A 17674-nucleotide genomic window follows, 5' to 3' on the forward strand; every position below is an offset into this window, starting at 1 on the left:
CGCATAAAGTGCCTCATGAGTTTCTTGGTTCGCACCTTATGTCGGTGGATTTGCACAGAAAAGTGCTAACTTTGACGCGATGGGTCCCAGAGGCGGATTGCATGCCAAGTGCTGCTAAGGCACAACAGGTGCGAAGAAGTGGGGACGGCGTGTGATCGATCTTGAAAATGTGGCCTATAGCTACGGCGGAGGAGAGCTTTTGTCGGACATTTCCGTCAAACTGGCACCGGGATCTTTCCACTTTCTGACCGGACCGTCCGGGGCCGGCAAAACAACGTTTTTAAAGCTGTGTTATGGTGCGCTGTTGCCAACTGCGGGACATGTGCGGGTGTTTGATGCCGATGTGCGTGGCCTTGATCGGGATGATGTTGCCAACGTACGCCGCAAGATCGGTGTTGTGCATCAGGATGTGCAGTTCTTGGATCACTTGCCGGTGGCCGACAACATTGCGTTGCCTCTGACTGTTTCGGGGAAGGCTGCCGATGCTCATTCAGCTGATCTGAACGAGCTGATGCAATGGGTTGGTCTGACAAACAGGGCCGCGGCATTGCCTCCTGAACTGTCGGGCGGGGAACGCCAACGTGCAGCGGTGGCGCGGGCCGTCATTATGTCCCCGGACGTGGTTTTGGCAGATGAGCCGACTGGCAACATCGATTGGGAAATGTCGCAGCGTATTCTCAAATTGTTGCTTGAGTTGAACAAAATGGGGAAAACCGTTTTGATCGCAACGCATGATCTGTCTTTGATCCGCGCTGCCAAAGCCGAAGTGCAAGCGCGGGTTTTGCGCATTTCCAACCGTCGTATCCAATTGGCAGGGGCGGATTTGTGAAGGTTGATTTCAAACTGGTCGGCGCATTGATCGCAGGAGACAGGCAGGCCGACCGTATCGTGCCGCCCACGGGTTTCACAGCGCAGCTGACGCTTTTTGCAGCAGGGGCGATGGCGTTTTTGGCCGTTTTCGCACTGGCTCTGTCTTTGGCGGCCGGGCGTTTGGCTGAACGCTGGGGCGATGAATTGGCGCGGACATCGACAATACGCATTGTCGCACCTGTGGGCCAAGTGGGTGCACAAACGGACGCGGCCTTGGCGGTTTTGAGCACAACGGCAGGGGTCGCGTCTGCGCGTGCCTTGACGGATGAGGAACAAGAGGCGCTGCTTGCGCCTTGGTTCGGGGCGGATTTGCAATTGGACAGCCTGCCTGTGCCGCGTTTGATTGAGGTGATTGAAGCGGCAAGCGGTTTTGATGCAAATGGATTGCGCTTGCGACTAAGTGCTGAGGTGCCGGGCGCGTTTCTGGATGATCATACCCGCTGGCGCGCACCTTTGGTCGAAGCCGCATCGCGATTGCGGTTGTTGGGATGGGTGGCTTTGCTTTTGATTGCTGCAGCCGTCGCAGCGATGGTGACCCTTGCTGCGAATGCGGCCCTTGCCGCCAATGCGCAAGTGATCGCGGTGTTGCGCCTTGTGGGCGCGACAGACCGTTACATTTCACAAGCCTTCGTGCGTCGGTTCACATTACGGGCTTTGGTTGGTAGCGTGATTGGCATGGTCTTGGGCATGATTGCAATTATTCTATTGCCATCGTCAGGGGATGCGTCAGGCTTTTTGACAGGCTTCGGATTTCAAGGCATGTCATGGTTGGTGCCGCTATTTGTGCCTGTTCTTACTGCCGGGGTCGCGTTGATGGCGACGGCCTTTGCGTCCCGTCGCGCGTTGGAGGCGCTAAGTTAATGGTTCAATGGCTGCGGTCTTTGGTGTTTGTGGTGCAAGGCGCTGTGGCGATGCTGGTGCTGGGAATAGTATTCGCGCCTTGGGCAATATTCAGCCCCGTGGGTGCACGAACGGCCTGTAAAACCTATTGCCGTTGGATTTTCTGGACAGCGCGTTGGATGATCGGGTTGACGACCGAAGTGCGGGGGCCCGTGCCCACAGACGAGGTCGTTATCGCTGCAAAACATCAGTCTTTCTTGGACATCATGATGATTTTTTATGCGGTGCCGGTGCCAAAATTTATCATGAAGCGCGAACTGTTATGGACGCCGATCATCGGAATTTACGCCAAGCGTCTGGGCTGTGTGCCCGTGGCACGTGGTAAACGCGGGGCAGCCATTGCCAAAATGGTGGCGGACGTGAAAGCCGGACGCGCTATGCCGGGTCAGCTGATTATCTACAGTCAGGGCACACGCGTGAAACCAGGTGATAAAGTGCCCTATAAAGTAGGCTCTGCGGTTTTGTACCAACAACTGGAACAACCCTGCGTGCCTGCGGCCACCAATGCTGGCCTGTTCTGGCCGAAGGGTGGGATTTTGCGCAAACCGGGCCATGCTGTTGTGGAGTTTCTTCCCACCATCGCACCCGGCGTGTCGCGTGATGCTTTCATGGCCGAACTCGAAGAGGTTGTGGAAACCAATTCTGATCGCTTGATGCAAGACGCGGGGTTTAAACCGGATGCAATTCGTCAATGACATTGAAAGCCTAGAAGCGCTTTACGGCTCTCCAGGGGTTGCCGCCACCCGCAAGGTTGCGCGGCGCATGACCCCTTTGTACCGTAAGTGGATCATGGCATCGCGCTTATGTGTGCTCAGCACCGTTGGGCCAGACGGTACCGATGGCAGCCCACGCGGTGATGACGGCCCTGTCGTTGCCGAATTGGATCCGGGCACGCTGGCTATGCCAGATTGGAGAGGCAACAACCGGTTGGACTCGCTGCGTAATATTGTGTTGGATGGCCATGTATCTTTGATGTTTGTGGTGCCGGGGTCGAACAACGTGGTGCGCGTCAACGGGCATGCGAAACTGACAACAGATGCGGCGCTGAAAGCCCGTTTTGAGAAAAAGGGCAGACAACCAGCCACTGTTATCGTGATCGAGATTTCGGAAATTTACACCCAATGTGCCCGCGCATTGATGCGTGCTGAAACATGGGTGCGCGACGATAGCGCAGATTTGCCAAGCGTCGGAGATATTCTTGCGGAAATGACCGACGGGGAAGAAGGCGGTGCACCTTACGATCAGGCATGGGGTTCTCGCGCCGCGCAAACCATGTGGTAAGCAGGGCGCTTTCACGCACCCTGCTTGGATGTTTTGACCGCAGATGGTGGGCCAAGGCCCACCTTACCGCTTTATGCGTGGATTGCACCACTGCCGCAGGCCAAAGCGGCTTCTCGTACCGCTTCGGAGTATGTCGGATGCGCGTGACATGTCATTGCTAGATCTTCGGCAGACGCGCCAAATTCCATTGCCACGCAAATCTCGTGGATCAGATCCCCAGCAGCAGGGCCAACGATATGTGCGCCCAAAATTCGATCGCTGTCCTTGTCGGCCAGAATTTTGACAAAGCCGTCACCTGCGAAATTCGCCTTGGCCCGACCATTGCCCATGAAGCTGAACTTGCCCACTTTATAGGCGCGCCCCGCGTCTTTTAGCGTTTCTTCTGTTTCGCCGACATTGGCCACCTCTGGATGGGTGTAGATGACACCCGGAATGACAGAATAGTTTACATGGCCATGTTTGCCGGCGATCTGTTCAGCTGCTGCCATGCCTTCGTCTTCGGCTTTGTGCGCCAACATTGGGCCGTCAATGACGTCACCGATGGCGTATATGCCTTTGATGTTTGTCTGCCAATCTGCGCCCACTTTAATCTGGCCACGTTTGCTGATCTCAAGCCCCAAAGCATCGAGGCCTAGTCCGTCGGTGAAGGGTTTGCGTCCTGTGGCAACCAAAACTGCGTCGGCTTCCAGCACATGTTCGCTGTCGTCTTTTCGCAGTTTATAATGTACCTTCGCTTTGCCTTTGGCCGTTTCAGTTTTCTGCACGGCCGCACCCATCACAAAAGTCAGTCCCTGCTTTGTCAGCAGCTTTTGGAAACTGCGCTGAACTTCAGCGTCCATTCCCGGGGTGACGGCATCCATGAATTCAACCACGGTGACTTCAGCGCCAAGGCGGGCATACACGCTGCCCAGTTCAAGGCCGATAACACCAGCCCCGATCACCACGAGTTTCTTGGGGATCTTGTTAAGTTCCAGTGCCCCTGTCGATGTGACCACAGTCTTTTCATCGACTTCAACACCCGGCAGTGATGCCGGTTCCGAGCCGGACGCAATGATGATGTTCTTTGCTTCGTGCACCTCGTCGCCGACTTTCACTTTTCCGGCTTCCGGGATCGAAGCCCAGCCCTTCAACCAGTCTACCTTGTTCTTTTTAAACAAGAATTCGATACCTTTTGTATTTTGGCCGATGGTGTCTGCCTTGTACGTCAACATTTGTTTCCAATCGACCGAAGGGCTTTTCCCTTTCAGACCCATGGCCGCAAAATTGTGTTCCGCTTCGTGTAGCATATGGCTGGCGTGCAGCAAGGCTTTGGATGGAATGCACCCTACATTCAAGCAGGTGCCACCCAAAGTGTCGCGCCCTTCGACACATGCTGTTTTCAGTCCAAGTTGCGCACAGCGAATTGCGCTGACATAGCCGCCGGGGCCTGAGCCGATGATGATAACGTCGTAGTTGGCCATGAGATGTGGTCCTTTGCGTCTGAAGGGGTTTTGGGCGCTGCCCCCGGCGCTTTCGCGCCTCCCCCGGGATGTTTTAGAAAAAAGTGTTTAAAAGAGTGCTGCCGCCAGCATCACGAAAGTTGCGAAAAAGCCGATCATCCAGATGTAGGAACGCCAAGGCGTCCATCCAAATACATAGGCCGGCACATAGAGCACGCGTGCGGCAAGGTAGGTGTAGGCGCACACGACGGTAAGTGTTGTGGATTGTGCACTGACAGAAACAACCACACAGGCGATCGAGAACAGAATTAAACCTTCGAAGTGATTGTTGAGTGCGCGGTACAGTCTGGCTGTTCGCGGGCTGACTTCGCCTTCAAAGTTCAAATTGTCGCGGTTTCCAAGTGTTTGCCGTGTGCCCAATTCAAGATTTGCAGGCACCGACATCAATACAAACTGTATCACTTGCAATAGGCCCGCCAGCGTCAAAGCGGTAAGTTCATGTGTCATATTGCATCCACTATCGTGATGGGCGTGCCATTGGGTACATGTGCCCATATTTCACGCATTTGTTTATTTGTGACTGCTATGCAGCCGTCTGTCCAATCCCAAGCCAAGTGAAGCTTGTTCAACCATCCCCAGCCATTGGGAAGCCCGTGGATCATTATGTTGCCGCCGGGGGCTGTGTCGTTGGCCGCAGCCCGGGCTTTGTCGTCGCTGTTTGGGTAGGAAATGTGCAAACTGAGATGCGCGATAGAATCTGCATTCCGCCAATCAATAATGTATTTGCCCTCGGGGGTGCGTTCATCGCCTTCTTGGGTTTTGTGACCGCTTGGCGCGGCACCCAAAGAAACTGCATAGCGTTTGAAGGTGCCTCCATTTCGCAGAAGATGCAGTTCGCGTGTTGATTTGATGACCAACACCTCATGCGCTTCGTGTTGTTTCGCGACGGCCGGTGGCGGTGTTTGTGGTTGTGATGCGTTGATGACAGCAACAAAAAACAGGCTCACAACGATGGCGGCGAAAACAGCGATGCGTTTCATGTGTGCTGCGCCTTTTTTCCAGCGACATTCGACCACAAAACCGTGTCGTCATGCGGGCAGCGCAGTGTGCCGTCCTTGTTGCCGTCATCGCGGTTGCCTTCGATGCAGTCCCCGGTTGAGCGGTAGGTGCGATACGGAGTGTCCCCTTTTTCGGAGCCAGGCCCGACGCCGACAACTGTTGATATCTGTTGTACAAAACCGCAACTGGGGCAGTGCAGATTTGCAGGTTGCAGGTATGCCATTTCCCTATGCCCCTAAGGTCGCGCAACAGGATACGCGGGCGTGTTGGCGTTTCGACAAAAAAGACGGCGCTTCGGGTTGTTTCATCAAGGCGCATATTAAAGGCATGACGTCTGTTGTTCCGTGTTTGGCGCGTCAAAGTGCGCGGTTAGGGATGGTCCAGTCTTTGCGCAATTGCAGGCTTGCGCTTTCGTAGATTTCAAAGTCGTCTGCATAGACGCGTTCGATCAATGCCATTTCCGCAGTATATGTTTGGCGTTCAGGCTGAGCGTTCAATCTTGCCTTGGATGTGTCCTGCGCGACGGCAGGTCGCCCAAGGTTGTGCGCCAGTGTATCCAACCCTTCAGCCAAATCATCGACGCGAAAAACCAGATGCGGATCAAGCAGTTCAAGCGACATGTTCATCGCTTGGGGGCGAAAATGGGGATCGGCCAATCGCCCTGCTGTGTGCACCATTATCGCTTCTTGTTCCACGTAATGCAGGAACTTCGAAAACCCGATTTGTGTGTAGGGATCGTTGTCCCAGTCAAACCCCAAGACATTCATGCGAACCCGATCTGCATAGAACTGCGGCAGGGACTTTTTCTGGGTGAAGCAAATAAAATGGAAAGACGAAGCGGCGCGTTCAACCGGATTGCGGACCACGGAAAAGCGAAAGGCTTTGTCCAAAGCCTCAATGCTGTTTCGAATTGCGCCAATTGATAAAAGATTTGAGCTCTATCTAGGTTTTGTGGCGACTGATCCAACCACTGTTCGATATCCTCATCCATATGGGCGCTTAACTTGACCCCGAAGGTCAATTCATAAAGCGCGGCATACGTGGTCATTGTTGCGGATTTTTGGTTTTCCGCATAGGCCCACGTGCCATCGGCTGGCATAACGATCCTTTGCATCACACGCTTTGCATGACGCACGTCGACCAACCGGTCAGGATAGCGTTCAGCCGACAACCTAAGATTTCGGTTGCGTTGCTGTCCGCTGAACGGTGGCTGGTCGAAGAAGGGTTTGGGGTTTGGAAACACTTAGAGGTCCATCAGCAACCTGCGCGGATCTTCCAAGGCTTCTTTGACACGCACAAGGAAGGTGACGGCCCCTTTGCCATCTACGATACGGTGATCATAGCTAAGCGCGAGGTACATCATCGGGCGGATCACAACCTGTCCTTTGATCGCCATAGGGCGATCTTGGATCTTGTGCATGCCCAAGATGCCCGATTGCGGTGGATTCAGGATTGGGGAAGACATCAACGATCCGTACACACCACCGTTGGAAATGGTAAAGGTGCCGCCTTGCATTTCCGCCATGGACAATTTGCCGTCACGTGCCCGCGCACCTTTTTCGGCAATAGCTTTTTCGATGGCGGCAAAGCTCATGGCGTCGGCGTCGCGGATCACCGGCACAACAAGACCGGACGGCGTACCGGCGGCGATGCCCATGTGCACGAAGTTTTTATATACCACATCGGTTCCGTCAATCTCGGCGTTGACCTCTGGCACTTCTTTCAAAGCATGCACACAAGCCTTCGTGAAGAAGGACATAAACCCAAGTTTCACACCATGTTTCTTCAAAAACAGATCTTTGTATTCGTTGCGCAGCGCCATCACCTCGGTCATGTCGACCTCGTTGTATGTGGTCAGCATGGCAGCTGTGTTCTGGCTGTCTTTGAGACGCTTGGCGATGGTCTGACGCAAGCGGGTCATTTTTACGCGCTCTTCGCGGGATGCGTCATCAGCGGACACAGGGCCGCGCGGGGCTGCAGTCGGTGCCGGGGCAGAGGCCGCAGCGGCGACGGCTTTGGCGACATCATCTTTCATGACACGACCATCGCGGCCTGTGCCTGTGACTTGATCGCGCGATACACCGGCTTCGGCCATGGCTTTTTTGGCGGAAGGGGCATCTTCGACGTCTTTGGACGAGGAGGATTCAGTTGGGGTAGAGGCAGCAGCGGGCGCCGCCGCAACCGCACCAGAGGAAGATATCACGGCCAATTTGGCTGTTGCATCGACTGTTGTGCCTTCGGGGGCAGAAATTTCTGCCAGAACGCCGGCAGCAGGTGCAGGAACTTCTACGCTGACTTTGTCTGTTTCCAGTTCGCATAGCATTTCATCTTGCGCGACGCTGTCTCCGACGGCTTTGAACCATGCTGAAACTGTGGCTTCCGTGACGCTTTCGCCCAATGTGGGAACCATAACATCTACACTGTCGCCACCGGATACCGCTGGCGCATCAGCTTGCGGTTTTTGTTCCGCAGCTGGGGACGCGGGCGCGGCAGCTTCGCCACCTTCGGCGATCGTGGCCAACAGCGCGTCAACGCCTACTGTTTCGCCCTCGGAAGCCACAATGTCGCCCATCGTGCCTGCTGCCGGGCTTGGCACTTCGACGGTGACTTTGTCTGTTTCCAGCTCACACAGCATTTCATCGACCGCGACTGCATCACCCGGTTTCTTGAACCATGTGGCAACAGTGGCTTCCGTGACGCTTTCGCCCAATGTGGGCACCCGTACTTCAATTGTCATGGATCAGTTTCCTTTGATGGTCAGCGCGTCGTCAACGAGGGCTGCTTGTTGTGCTTTGTGGATGGAGGCGAGGCCCGTGGCAGGGGATGCGGATGTCGCACGGCCCACGTAAACGGGACGCTTGTGTTTGGCGTCGATGCGTCCCAGAACCCATTCTATGTTTGGTTCGATAAAGGTCCAAGCGCCCTGATTTTTGGGCTCTTCCTGGCACCAGACCACTTCGGCATTCTTGAACCGTTCCAATTCGCGTACGGCGGATTGGGCAGGGAAGGGATAAAATTGTTCGACCCGCAGCAAGTAGATGTCGTCGATGCCACGTGCGTCGCGTTCTTCCAGAAGGTCGTAGTACACTTTGCCAGAACACATAACGACGCGTTTGATCTTTTCGTCTGCGACCAGCGTGGTGTCGGAATTGCCGTGTTGTGCATCGTCCCACATCAGGCGGTGGAAGGACGACCCGGTGGTGAATTCGTCTGCTTTGCTGACGGCCAGTTTGTGACGCAACAATGATTTAGGTGTCATAAGGATCAGCGGTTTGCGGAAGGACCGATGCAGCTGACGACGCAGAATGTGGAAATAGTTTGCGGGCGTTGTGCAATTGGCAACGATCCAGTTGTCTTGGCCACACATTTGCAAAAAGCGCTCGAGGCGTGCGGACGAATGTTCCGGCCCTTGGCCTTCAAACCCATGTGGCAGCAACACGACCAAACCAGACATGCGCAACCATTTGCTTTCGCCCGAGCTGATAAATTGGTCGAACATAATCTGTGCGCCGTTGGCGAAATCCCCGAATTGCGCTTCCCAAAGCGTTAACGCATTTGGTTCCGCCATCGAGTATCCGTATTCAAACCCAAGCACGGCATATTCTGACAGCATTGAATCGATAACTTCGTAATGCGCTTGTCCCGCACGAACGTTGTTCAAAGGGTAATAACGTTCTTCCGTGTTCTGGTTTACCAGTCCCGAATGGCGTTGTGAAAAGGTCCCACGGGTGGAATCCTGACCTGCCAACCGTACCGGGTATCCTTCGGTTAACAAGGATCCAAAGGCCAATGCCTCGCCAGTGGCCCAATCAAAGCCTTCGCCAGTTTCAAACATCTTTGCTTTGCTGTCCAGCAAACGCCCGACGGTTTTGTGCAACGGGTAATCCGCGGGTGGCGTGGACAAAGCTTTGCCAACATCCGCCAAAGTTTCCGGATCAATCGCGGTGTTGCCACGCACGTAATCGTCCTTGTTGCGGTCCAGATGGGACCATTTGCCATCCAGCCAATCGGCTTTATTCGGTTTGTAGTCTTTGCCCGCCTCGAATTCGGCGTTCATCTTGGCTTGGAACGCGGCCTTCATGTCTTCGATCTCGCCTTCTGGGATCAGGCCATCACGCACCAGACGTTCTGTATAAAGGCTAAGCGACGTCTTTTGGGTTTTGATCTTTTTGTACATGATCGGGTTGGTGAACATGGGTTCGTCACCCTCGTTGTGCCCAAACCGACGGTAACAAATGATGTCGATAACAACATCTTTGCGGAATTTTTGACGGAACTCGGTGGCAACTTTGGCTGCATGTACCACGGCCTCGGGATCGTCACCATTCACATGGAAAATCGGAGATTCGACAACCAGCGCGTTGTCCGTGGGGTAAGGGCTTGAGCGCGAAAAATGCGGCGCAGTCGTAAAGCCGATCTGGTTGTTCACAACGATATGCATGGTGCCGCCGGCTTTGTGGCCCTTCAAACCGGACAGGGCAAAGCACTCTGCGACCACACCTTGGCCAGCAAAAGCTGCATCGCCATGTAGCAATATTGGCATGACGGATGTGCGTTCGTTGTCTTTGTATTGGTCCTGTTTGGCACGAACCTTACCCAAAACAACCGGGTTTACCGCTTCGAGGTGGCTGGGGTTGGCAGTCAACGACAGGTGAACAGTATTGTTGTCGAATTCACGATCAGAGGAGGCGCCCAGATGGTATTTCACATCTCCGGAGCCGTCTACGTCTTCAGGCTTGAAGCTGCCGCCTTGAAATTCGTTGAAAATGGCGCGGTAGGGTTTCTGCATGACGTTTGCCAAAACAGACAACCGACCACGGTGCGGCATGCCGATCACGACATCGCGCACGCCAAGGCTGCCACCGCGCTTGATAATCTGTTCCATCGCGGGGATCAGGCTCTCGCCGCCATCAAGACCAAAGCGTTTTGTGCCCATGTATTTGACATGCAGGAATTTCTCAAAACCTTCGGCTTCAACCATCTTGTTCAGGATCGCTTTACGTCCCTCGCGGGTGAATTGAACCTCTTTGCCCAAACCTTCGATACGTTCTTTCAGCCAACCCGCTTCTTCGGGGTTGGAAATATGCATGTACTGAAGCGCAAAGGTGCCACAGTAGGTACGCTTCACGATGCTGAGGATTTCACGCATCGTGGCGACTTGAAGGCCGAGAACGTTGTCGATGAAGATAGGACGATCCATATCGGCTTCTGTGAAGCCATAAGATTTTGGGTCGAGTTCCGGGTGCGGGGTCTGATCGCGCATGCCCAAGGGGTCAAGGTCAGCGACCAGATGGCCACGGATGCGGTACGCCCGAATGATCATCAATGCCCGAATGCTGTCCAGCACAGCACGTTTTACTTGATCATCACTGATCGAGACACCTTTTTCGGCGGCCTTGTCTTTGATCTTTTTGCCGGCATCTTTGACTTCGGCCTCAGGGGCCCATTCGCCCGTCAATGCAGCCGTCAGATCATCGGCTGGCATTGGCGGCCAGTCACCACGCGCCCAGCTGGGACCTTGTGCTTCTCGTTTCACGCTGACCTCATCATCGCCCATGGCCTTGAAAAAGGCTTGCCAACTTTCATCCACCGCCGACGGGTCGTTGGCGTAGCGCGCATACATCTGTTCAAGATATTCGGCGTTATGACCCTGCATAAAGCTGGAGGCATGGAACTGGTCGTTGGCTGGATGGTCGGTCATGGTGATTACCTCACATGAGGGATATGATGGGAGAGTTTGAATTTCGGGTGGTAACAAAATTCAACTGCTGGCGTTAATTTGCTGACTTCAGTTAAGTTGGTGCATCTGGATACCCACCGTGTTCAAATATCCAACTGAAATCTCGTCTGACACTGTCTATCGTTTCGTCATCATACCAATCGGCCAAAGGAATTGCCTTAGATTTCTTTACAATTTGCTTTGTGATCGGAAGCTCTGTTCCTGAAGGATCTAGCTTGAGTGTTTTGCACAAATCCAAGAGGTCATTTGCGATGTTCTCGGTTTTTAACAAGATATCTGGCTCAAACTTTGGTTTTTTTCCTGTTTTCAAACCGGTAAAGACAACTTCGGCGTCATTCTTGAATTTTCCCGCGCGGACTTTTTTGCGGAACCTCGCAATTTTTTGTTCGTCTGTTAGATCCTGAAGCCTAGCCCGCATGGTCCAAATGAACGCGGAACGCACCTTTTCGAATGGGTTGCGTACAATCGAAATTTTCTGGTAATTTGACCAAACCCTCTTTCCCAATAGCTTTTTCAAACTGTCGGCGTTTTGGTGCGAAAACCAAACGTCTCGGATTTCGCCTTCTTCTACTGGCATCGTGTGGCGCTCTTTTCCAAGCCTTTGTCCAACAATACCATGAGGAGACACAATACTGCGGCTGACTTCGACGACGGGCGTGTTGGGAGGTGTGCAAAAAGGCTGTAAGAACATCTCCACAGAAGTACTCGCAGTTTTGCGCGTTCGCAGCAAAATGAATTTATGGTCGTGACTGACAAGTGTCATATTTGTTTCCCAACACGCTTTGGTCTAGATTGCCGTCAAGGTGCGCTTTGTTTCATTTGGAAGAATGAAGCAAAGCGAAGGACACGTTCCGAATTAGCCTTTGGTGATGGCTTCTTGTACGGCCTCGCCCAGCGTAGCAGGGCTATCGGCAACTACGATACCAGCGGCTTTCATCGCTTCGATCTTGTCTTCCGCGCCGCCTTTGCCGCCTGCAACAATCGCGCCAGCATGGCCCATGCGGCGACCGGGAGGGGCTGTGCGACCTGCGATGAAACCAGCTGTTGGCTTCCAACGGCCTTTCTTTTTCTCATCTGCGAGGAACTGTGCCGCTTCTTCTTCCGCAGAGCCGCCGATCTCGCCGATCATAATGATTGATTGGGTTTCGTCGTCCGCCAAGAACATTTCCAATACGTCGATGTGTTCGGTTCCCTTGATGGGGTCACCACCGATACCCACAGCCGAAGACTGGCCAAGGCCAAGATCGGTTGTCTGCTTCACGGCCTCATACGTCAAAGTGCCGGAGCGGGACACAACACCACAGGTCCCACGCTTGTGGATGTGGCCAGGCATGATACCAATTTTGCAGGCGTCGGGCGTGATCACGCCAGGGCAGTTTGGGCCGATGAGGCGTGATTTGGAGCCTTCCAGCGCGCGCTGCACTTTCATCATATCCAGAACCGGAATGCCTTCGGTGATGCACACGATCAGCGGCATCTCGGCGTCGATGGCTTCCAGTATGGAATCGGCTGCAAATGGCGGTGGTACATAGATCACGGACGCATTGGCTTCGGTCACATGCATCGCTTCATGGACAGAGTTGAACACGGGCAGGTCCAAATGGCTTTGGCCCCCTTTGCCCGGCGTTACACCGCCGACCATTTTCGTGCCGTACGCGATGGCTTGTTCTGTGTGGAATGTCCCCTGAGAGCCGGTCAGGCCCTGACAGATGACTTTGGTGTTTTCGTCGATGAGAACTGCCATGTGTTGTTTTCCTTCGTGTGTATTTCAGTGCCGTGTGAGGGCGGTGTATGAGGCGCCGCGAAAAGGCGCGGCGGATGTGTTTGATGTGGGCAAAATCGTTTGGCTGTGTGTTTGAAACGCCGCGGCATCTTCAAAGACCACTTCGTCCAAGGGGACTTCGGCGTTGGCAACCGGTTCAGTCGTGCGCACGGTGTGAGGCGCGCCAGATGTTGTATAGTGCTGGCTGCGTCGCGCGTCTAAAGCGGCGCCTTCCTGACCGAGACCCAGAGGTGGAAAATAGCTTTCTTCAGTCATTTCGCCTTTTGGAACATGCACACATCCCGACAGCAATAGCCCGATGCCGGCGACAGCCATTGCCTGTTTTATGGCGATGTTTTTCGCTATCGTAGGTTGAACTTTCACTATCATGCTTTGGCTTCCAGACGCGTTTGCCAATCAGCAGGCAGGCGGTCTACTGCGATGAAGGTTTGTTTCACGCCTGCAGTATCGCGCGTTCCAACATGGACCACAGCAATCCGTCCGCGCAGCAAAGCACGGCCTTCGATCAAGGCGGTGCCACTTAAGGATTGGTGGGTTTCTGGCAGTGCAGTTTGCGTTCCAAATACTGGTGGTTCTGCCATTTTGGACCGCAAAGCCACGATGGCGACGGCTGTGTGTTGGCCGGGCCAAGCAACTTCGCAGCGCCGTTCGATTATGCCTGGTGCGTCTGGGGCAGGCGCACGTGTGCTGTCCCAGAAGGTCAATTCAAAGGGTAGGGGCGACCCCACGGCCTTTTCCATGTTTTGACGTGCTTGATCCGGAGATTGCCCCGCTTTAAAGCAAAACCCTGTAAAAGCTGCGATCGCCGCATCCGTGGCCATCGCCAAATGAGGTGTAGTCAGGCCATCAGCTTGCTTTGCCTGCTCGGCAGACAAAGCAATAGCTGAAACCATCGAAACCACAGCTGCAATTGAGAGGGCACCAGAGCGCATTGGCTTAGCCTTTGACCGCTTTCACGATCTTTTGCGCACCATCTTTCAGATCATCTGCTGCGATGACATCCAGACCGGAGGAGTTGATGATCTCTTTGCCTTCTTCCACGTTTGTGCCTTCCAAACGCACGACCAACGGCACTTGCAAGCCGACTTCCTTTACAGCGGCGACAACACCTTCTGCGATAACATCGCAGCGCATGATACCACCAAAGATGTTGACCAGAATGCCTTTGACGTTTGGATCAGAGGTGATGATCTTGAATGCCTCGGTGACTTTTTCTTTGGTTGCACCACCGCCTACGTCCAGGAAGTTCGCAGGTTCCGCGCCATACAGCTTGATGATGTCCATGGTCGCCATTGCCAAGCCTGCGCCGTTGACCATGCACCCGATTTCACCGTCCAGAGTGATATAGTTCAGGTCGTATTTGGATGCTTCGAGTTCTTTTGCATCTTCTTCGGTCTCATCACGCAATTCGTTGATGTCGGCGTGGCGATACAGGGCGTTGCCGTCAAAGGACACTTTGGCGTCGAGCACTTTCAGATCACCGCTGTCAGTGACGATCAGCGGGTTGATTTCCAACATTTCCATGTCTTTTTCGATGAAGGCTTTGAACAACAGACCCATTAACGCGACACACTGCTTGACCTGTTTGCCTTCCAGTCCCAGCGCAAATGCGATGCGGCGGCCATGGAATGCCTGATACCCTGACGCCGGATCAACGGAGAAAGACAAGATTTTTTCAGGTGTTTCGGCGGCCACTTCTTCGATGTCCATACCGCCTTCGGTAGAGCACACAAAGGATACGCGGGATGTCTGACGATCGACCAGCAATGCAAGGTACAGTTCGGTTTCAATGCCAGAGCCGTCTTCGATGTAGATGCGGTTGACTTGTTTGCCCGCCGGACCCGTTTGGTGCGTGACCAATGTGCGGCCCAACATTTTCTTTGCTTCCTCGGCAGCTTCTTGAACGGACTTGGTCAAGCGCACACCGCCGGCTTCGCCTGCGTCAGCTTCCTTGAACTTGCCTTTGCCGCGTCCACCGGCATGGATTTGGGCTTTGACCACCCACAGCGGGCCGTCCATCTCGCCTGCGGCGGATTTGGCGTCTTCGGCTTTCAAAACAACGCGACCGTCAGAGACCGGCGCCCCGTAGCTGCGCAAAAGAGCTTTGGCTTGGTATTCGTGGATGTTCATGTGTCTTCAGTCCCGTTTGGCTGCATTTACCTGTCGGTATACGATTATCCATGAAGGTGGGGTAAACGGGAAAATAGATTATGGCATGTATTTCACACTGATTTGAAGCATTTGTGATCACATTAAAAAATCGTGTGATCACAAACTGGCGGGAGGCAATTCAGGATGTTTGGTTTTAGAATAATTTTTTGCAGTCAGTCTTAAGTTACAGTTGCAATAGACTTGGGGACGCCGAATCAAAGCAGTCATTCATAATAATGAGGCCAGCAAACATGAAGTCACTCGTTCTTGCCTTTGCGTGGACTTGTCTTTTGACGGGACAGGTCGCTGCAGATTCTTCAGATATTCATTTTTATCCAAAGACTAAAGATCGTGTCACGTCTCAAGACGGGGCAGGGCTGTCATCAATCGCGCTGCGGTATCTTAACGACTAACGATCAAAAAAGGCCGCTGGTTGCAGCGGCCTTCCATGCGTTTTTAATACGTTGCATTTAGCTCAAAGAGCCATCGATACCTTTGCACGCCTCAACCAAACCCTGAACGGCTTTGACAGAGCTGTCGAACATGGCCTGCTCGTCTTTGGTCATTTGGATGTCGATAACGCGCTCAACGCCGCCTGCGCCGATGACTGTTGGCACTCCGACATACATGCCTTTCAGACCCAAAGCGCCGTCAACATAGGCTGCACAAGGCAACACGCGCTTTTGGTCTTTCAGGAAGGCTTCTGCCATCTCGATGGCGGACGTCGCAGGGGCATAGAACGCAGACCCAGTCTTCAACAGGCCAACGATTTCTGCGCCACCATCACGGGTGCGCTGAACGATGGCGTCCAGTTTTTCCTGCGTGGTCCAACCCATTTTGACCATATCGTCCAACGGGATACCGCCAACGGTGGAATACCGTGTCAAAGGCACCATTGTGTCGCCGTGGCCGCCCAAAACGAAGGCCGTAACGTCGCGCATGGAGACGTTGAATTCTTCTGCCAAGAAGTGGCGGAAGCGAGCGGAATCAAGAACACCCGCCATGCCACAGACTTTTTCGTGGGGCAGACCGGAAAATTCGCGCAGCGCCCAAACCATCGCGTCGAGCGGGTTGGTGATGCAGATCACAAATGCATTTGGCGCGTGATCGCGGATGCCTTCACCAACGGATTTCATGACTTTCAGGTTGATGCCCAGCAAATCATCACGGCTCATGCCTGGTTTGCGTGGTACACCTGCTGTTACGATGCAAACGTCTGCGCCTGCAATGTCTGCATAAGACTGTGTGCCGGACATTTTTGCGTCGAAGCCTTCGGAGGGGCCGGATTCAGCAATGTCGAGGGCTTTGCCTTCTGGTGTGCCTTCGGAAATGTCGAACAGGACGACGTCGCCCAATTCTTTGATCGCGGCGAGGTGTGCAAGCGTGCCACCGATCTGACCTGCGCCGATAAGCGCGATCTTGGGTCTGGCCATTTTAATTCTCCGTTCTGGGTTGAATTTCGCCCGCGTGACTAGAGCCATTTTGCGTTCCGCGCAAGTGTGTGGCGCCGCGGCGCCTGTCACCTTTGGGTGTACCTTGTCCCCAATCAAGCGTTTAAGCACATAGACTAACTGGATTTTGACGGAGCAAACAGTGCTTAGCTTGGATTTGAGCTTTTTCTCGATTGCAGGGCCTGCGGTCATGTTTGCAGGAATTTCCAAAAGTGGATTTGGGTCCGGGGCCGCATTTGCGGCAGCGTCGATTCTTGCCCTTGTGGTGCCGCCTGCCATGGCTTTGGGTGTCATGCTGCCCATGCTGATGTTGATCGATGTCGCCAGCCTGCGCCCCTATTGGGGCAAATGGCGGTGGCAAGATGCGAAATTGATGATTGTCGGCGGCGTTCCGGGAGTGGCCTTCGGGGTCGTGCTTTTTACTATGGTCAGCGATGACGCGTTGCGCGTTCTGATCGGGGCGATTTCTGTAGGATTTGTGGTGTGGCAGTTGTCGGTGGGACAGGGCCTGATCAAGCTGGGCCAAATGGTTTGGCCCGATTGGATCGGCTGGATTGCAGGATTTGCAGCTGGTTTTACCAGTTTTGTCAGCCATGCCGGCGGGCCGCCTGCAGCCGTGTTCCTGTTGTCACGTGGGTTAAGCAAAACAGAATACCAAGCCAGCACCGTGCTTATCTTTTGGGCCATAAACGCAGCAAAGTTTGTACCTTATGCATTCTTGGGCATGTTTACGGTGCAAACGATACAAGCGAATATTGTTTTGGCCCCTTTTGCTTTGCTGGGGGCGTGGCTGGGCGTGAAAGCGCATCATTTGGTATCTGAGCGGCTGTTTTTCGGGTTCACATATCTTGTTCTGATGGTCACGGGTATGAAGCTGATCTGGGACGGTTTATTCTAAAGCGCAGATCTATCGCTGACCTGCCATAGAAGCTGTCGAGACAGAAAAAAGGCGGATGCAAACACCCGCCTTCCAAATCTGGTACCATCAGTATCGCGGACA

18 protein-coding genes are annotated in these 17674 nt (G+C 53.9%); 5 read left to right on the forward strand and 13 right to left on the reverse strand.

Going from position 1 to position 17674, the window contains the following annotated elements:
- Positions 1–151: 151 nt before the first annotated feature.
- The 4 genes from ABJL60_RS17700 to ABJL60_RS17715 are packed head-to-tail and all read left to right on the forward strand — an operon-like array spanning position 152 to position 3051.
- Positions 152–829, forward strand: coding sequence for an ATP-binding cassette domain-containing protein (locus ABJL60_RS17700; protein ID WP_348374165.1), 678 nt, complete (start codon positions 152–154; stop codon positions 827–829).
- A complete protein-coding gene (locus tag ABJL60_RS17705) occupies positions 826–1731 on the forward strand; it encodes an FtsX-like permease family protein (protein WP_348374166.1) in 906 nt (301 codons plus the stop codon). The genes ABJL60_RS17700 and ABJL60_RS17705 overlap by 4 nt, the downstream gene beginning before the upstream one ends.
- Positions 1731–2465 carry a lysophospholipid acyltransferase family protein gene (locus ABJL60_RS17710; RefSeq protein WP_348288612.1) on the forward strand — a complete coding sequence of 245 codons (735 nt, stop codon included), beginning with the start codon at positions 1731–1733 and terminating at the stop codon, positions 2463–2465. Before ABJL60_RS17705 ends, ABJL60_RS17710 begins: the two co-directional genes overlap by 1 nt.
- Positions 2449–3051 (forward strand): pyridoxamine 5'-phosphate oxidase family protein, encoded by a 603-nt coding sequence (locus ABJL60_RS17715; protein ID WP_348374167.1) that lies wholly within the window; start codon positions 2449–2451, stop codon positions 3049–3051. The genes ABJL60_RS17710 and ABJL60_RS17715 overlap by 17 nt, the downstream gene beginning before the upstream one ends.
- Positions 3052–3122: 71 nt before the next feature.
- Here ABJL60_RS17715 and lpdA read toward each other — a convergent pair whose 3' ends face one another.
- From lpdA to mdh, 13 genes are all read right to left on the reverse strand, one after another.
- Positions 3123–4511 (reverse strand): dihydrolipoyl dehydrogenase, encoded by a 1389-nt coding sequence (gene lpdA, locus ABJL60_RS17720; protein WP_348374168.1) that lies wholly within the window; start codon positions 4509–4511, stop codon positions 3123–3125.
- A gap of 87 nt (positions 4512–4598) precedes the next feature.
- Positions 4599–4997: an MAPEG family protein gene (locus ABJL60_RS17725; protein ID WP_348288606.1), complete on the reverse strand. Its 399-nt coding sequence runs from the start codon at positions 4995–4997 to the stop codon at positions 4599–4601.
- The gene (locus tag ABJL60_RS17730) at positions 4994–5530 is read right to left on the reverse strand and encodes a L,D-transpeptidase family protein (protein WP_348374169.1); all 537 of its coding nucleotides are present in this window, start codon (positions 5528–5530) and stop codon (positions 4994–4996) included. The genes ABJL60_RS17725 and ABJL60_RS17730 overlap by 4 nt, the downstream gene beginning before the upstream one ends.
- The gene (locus tag ABJL60_RS17735; RefSeq protein ID WP_348374170.1) at positions 5527–5772 is read right to left on the reverse strand and encodes a hypothetical protein; all 246 of its coding nucleotides are present in this window, start codon (positions 5770–5772) and stop codon (positions 5527–5529) included. Before ABJL60_RS17735 ends, ABJL60_RS17730 begins: the two co-directional genes overlap by 4 nt.
- 133 nt (positions 5773–5905) lie before the next feature.
- Complete coding sequence (locus ABJL60_RS17740; RefSeq protein ID WP_348374171.1) at positions 5906–6439, reverse strand: sulfotransferase family 2 domain-containing protein; 534 nt, start codon at positions 6437–6439, stop codon at positions 5906–5908.
- A gap of 353 nt (positions 6440–6792) precedes the next feature.
- On the reverse strand, positions 6793–8286 hold the full coding sequence (gene odhB, locus ABJL60_RS17745; protein WP_348374172.1) for a 2-oxoglutarate dehydrogenase complex dihydrolipoyllysine-residue succinyltransferase: 1494 nt from the start codon (positions 8284–8286) through the stop codon (positions 6793–6795).
- A 3-nt stretch (positions 8287–8289) separates the two neighbouring features.
- Positions 8290–11250: a 2-oxoglutarate dehydrogenase E1 component gene (locus ABJL60_RS17750; protein WP_348374173.1), complete on the reverse strand. Its 2961-nt coding sequence runs from the start codon at positions 11248–11250 to the stop codon at positions 8290–8292.
- 91 nt (positions 11251–11341) lie between these two features.
- Positions 11342–12052, reverse strand: a complete 711-nt coding sequence (locus ABJL60_RS17755) for a sulfotransferase family 2 domain-containing protein (RefSeq protein ID WP_348288596.1) — start codon at positions 12050–12052, stop codon at positions 11342–11344.
- 93 nt (positions 12053–12145) lie between these two features.
- Entirely contained in the window at positions 12146–13033 is an 888-nt protein-coding gene (sucD, locus tag ABJL60_RS17760) for a succinate--CoA ligase subunit alpha (RefSeq protein WP_348374174.1), read from the reverse strand.
- Between the two features lie 24 nt (positions 13034–13057).
- A complete protein-coding gene (locus ABJL60_RS17765) occupies positions 13058–13441 on the reverse strand; it encodes a hypothetical protein (RefSeq protein ID WP_348374175.1) in 384 nt (127 codons plus the stop codon).
- The gene (locus ABJL60_RS17770; protein WP_348374176.1) at positions 13438–14004 is read right to left on the reverse strand and encodes a hypothetical protein; all 567 of its coding nucleotides are present in this window, start codon (positions 14002–14004) and stop codon (positions 13438–13440) included. The genes ABJL60_RS17765 and ABJL60_RS17770 overlap by 4 nt, the downstream gene beginning before the upstream one ends.
- Before the next feature lie 4 nt (positions 14005–14008).
- On the reverse strand, positions 14009–15202 hold the full coding sequence (gene sucC, locus ABJL60_RS17775; protein WP_348374177.1) for an ADP-forming succinate--CoA ligase subunit beta: 1194 nt from the start codon (positions 15200–15202) through the stop codon (positions 14009–14011).
- A gap of 491 nt (positions 15203–15693) precedes the next feature.
- Entirely contained in the window at positions 15694–16656 is a 963-nt protein-coding gene (gene mdh, locus ABJL60_RS17780; protein ID WP_108827473.1) for a malate dehydrogenase, read from the reverse strand.
- Positions 16657–16816: 160 nt separating this feature from the next.
- Between mdh and ABJL60_RS17785 the strand changes: the two genes are divergently transcribed.
- The gene (locus ABJL60_RS17785) at positions 16817–17572 is read left to right on the forward strand and encodes a sulfite exporter TauE/SafE family protein (protein WP_348374178.1); all 756 of its coding nucleotides are present in this window, start codon (positions 16817–16819) and stop codon (positions 17570–17572) included.
- Positions 17573–17674 lie beyond the last annotated feature (102 nt).

Origin of the sequence: Ascidiaceihabitans sp. (assembly GCF_039986515.1) — a bacterium.
GTDB lineage: Bacteria > Pseudomonadota > Alphaproteobacteria > Rhodobacterales > Rhodobacteraceae > Ascidiaceihabitans.

Bases quoted from the DNA above. Each gene is read 5' to 3' on its own strand.
- ABJL60_RS17735 (WP_348374170.1), bottom strand. From the start codon at position 5,772: ATGGCATACCTGCAACCTGCAAATCTGCACTGCCCCAGTTGCGGTTTT.
- ABJL60_RS17765 (WP_348374175.1), bottom strand. From the start codon at position 13,441: ATGATAGTGAAAGTTCAACCTACGATAGCGAAAAACATCGCCATAAAA.
- ABJL60_RS17750 (WP_348374173.1), bottom strand. From the start codon at position 11,250: ATGACCGACCATCCAGCCAACGACCAGTTCCATGCCTCCAGCTTTATG.
- ABJL60_RS17730 (WP_348374169.1), bottom strand. From the start codon at position 5,530: ATGAAACGCATCGCTGTTTTCGCCGCCATCGTTGTGAGCCTGTTTTTT.
- ABJL60_RS17755 (WP_348288596.1), bottom strand. From the start codon at position 12,052: ATGACACTTGTCAGTCACGACCATAAATTCATTTTGCTGCGAACGCGC.
- mdh (WP_108827473.1), bottom strand. From the start codon at position 16,656: ATGGCCAGACCCAAGATCGCGCTTATCGGCGCAGGTCAGATCGGTGGC.
- sucC (WP_348374177.1), bottom strand. From the start codon at position 15,202: ATGAACATCCACGAATACCAAGCCAAAGCTCTTTTGCGCAGCTACGGG.
- odhB (WP_348374172.1), bottom strand. From the start codon at position 8,286: ATGACAATTGAAGTACGGGTGCCCACATTGGGCGAAAGCGTCACGGAA.
- ABJL60_RS17715 (WP_348374167.1), top strand. From the start codon at position 2,449: ATGCAATTCGTCAATGACATTGAAAGCCTAGAAGCGCTTTACGGCTCT.
- lpdA (WP_348374168.1), bottom strand. From the start codon at position 4,511: ATGGCCAACTACGACGTTATCATCATCGGCTCAGGCCCCGGCGGCTAT.
- ABJL60_RS17725 (WP_348288606.1), bottom strand. From the start codon at position 4,997: ATGACACATGAACTTACCGCTTTGACGCTGGCGGGCCTATTGCAAGTG.
- ABJL60_RS17770 (WP_348374176.1), bottom strand. From the start codon at position 14,004: ATGCGCTCTGGTGCCCTCTCAATTGCAGCTGTGGTTTCGATGGTTTCA.
- sucD (WP_348374174.1), bottom strand. From the start codon at position 13,033: ATGGCAGTTCTCATCGACGAAAACACCAAAGTCATCTGTCAGGGCCTG.
- ABJL60_RS17710 (WP_348288612.1), top strand. From the start codon at position 1,731: ATGGTTCAATGGCTGCGGTCTTTGGTGTTTGTGGTGCAAGGCGCTGTG.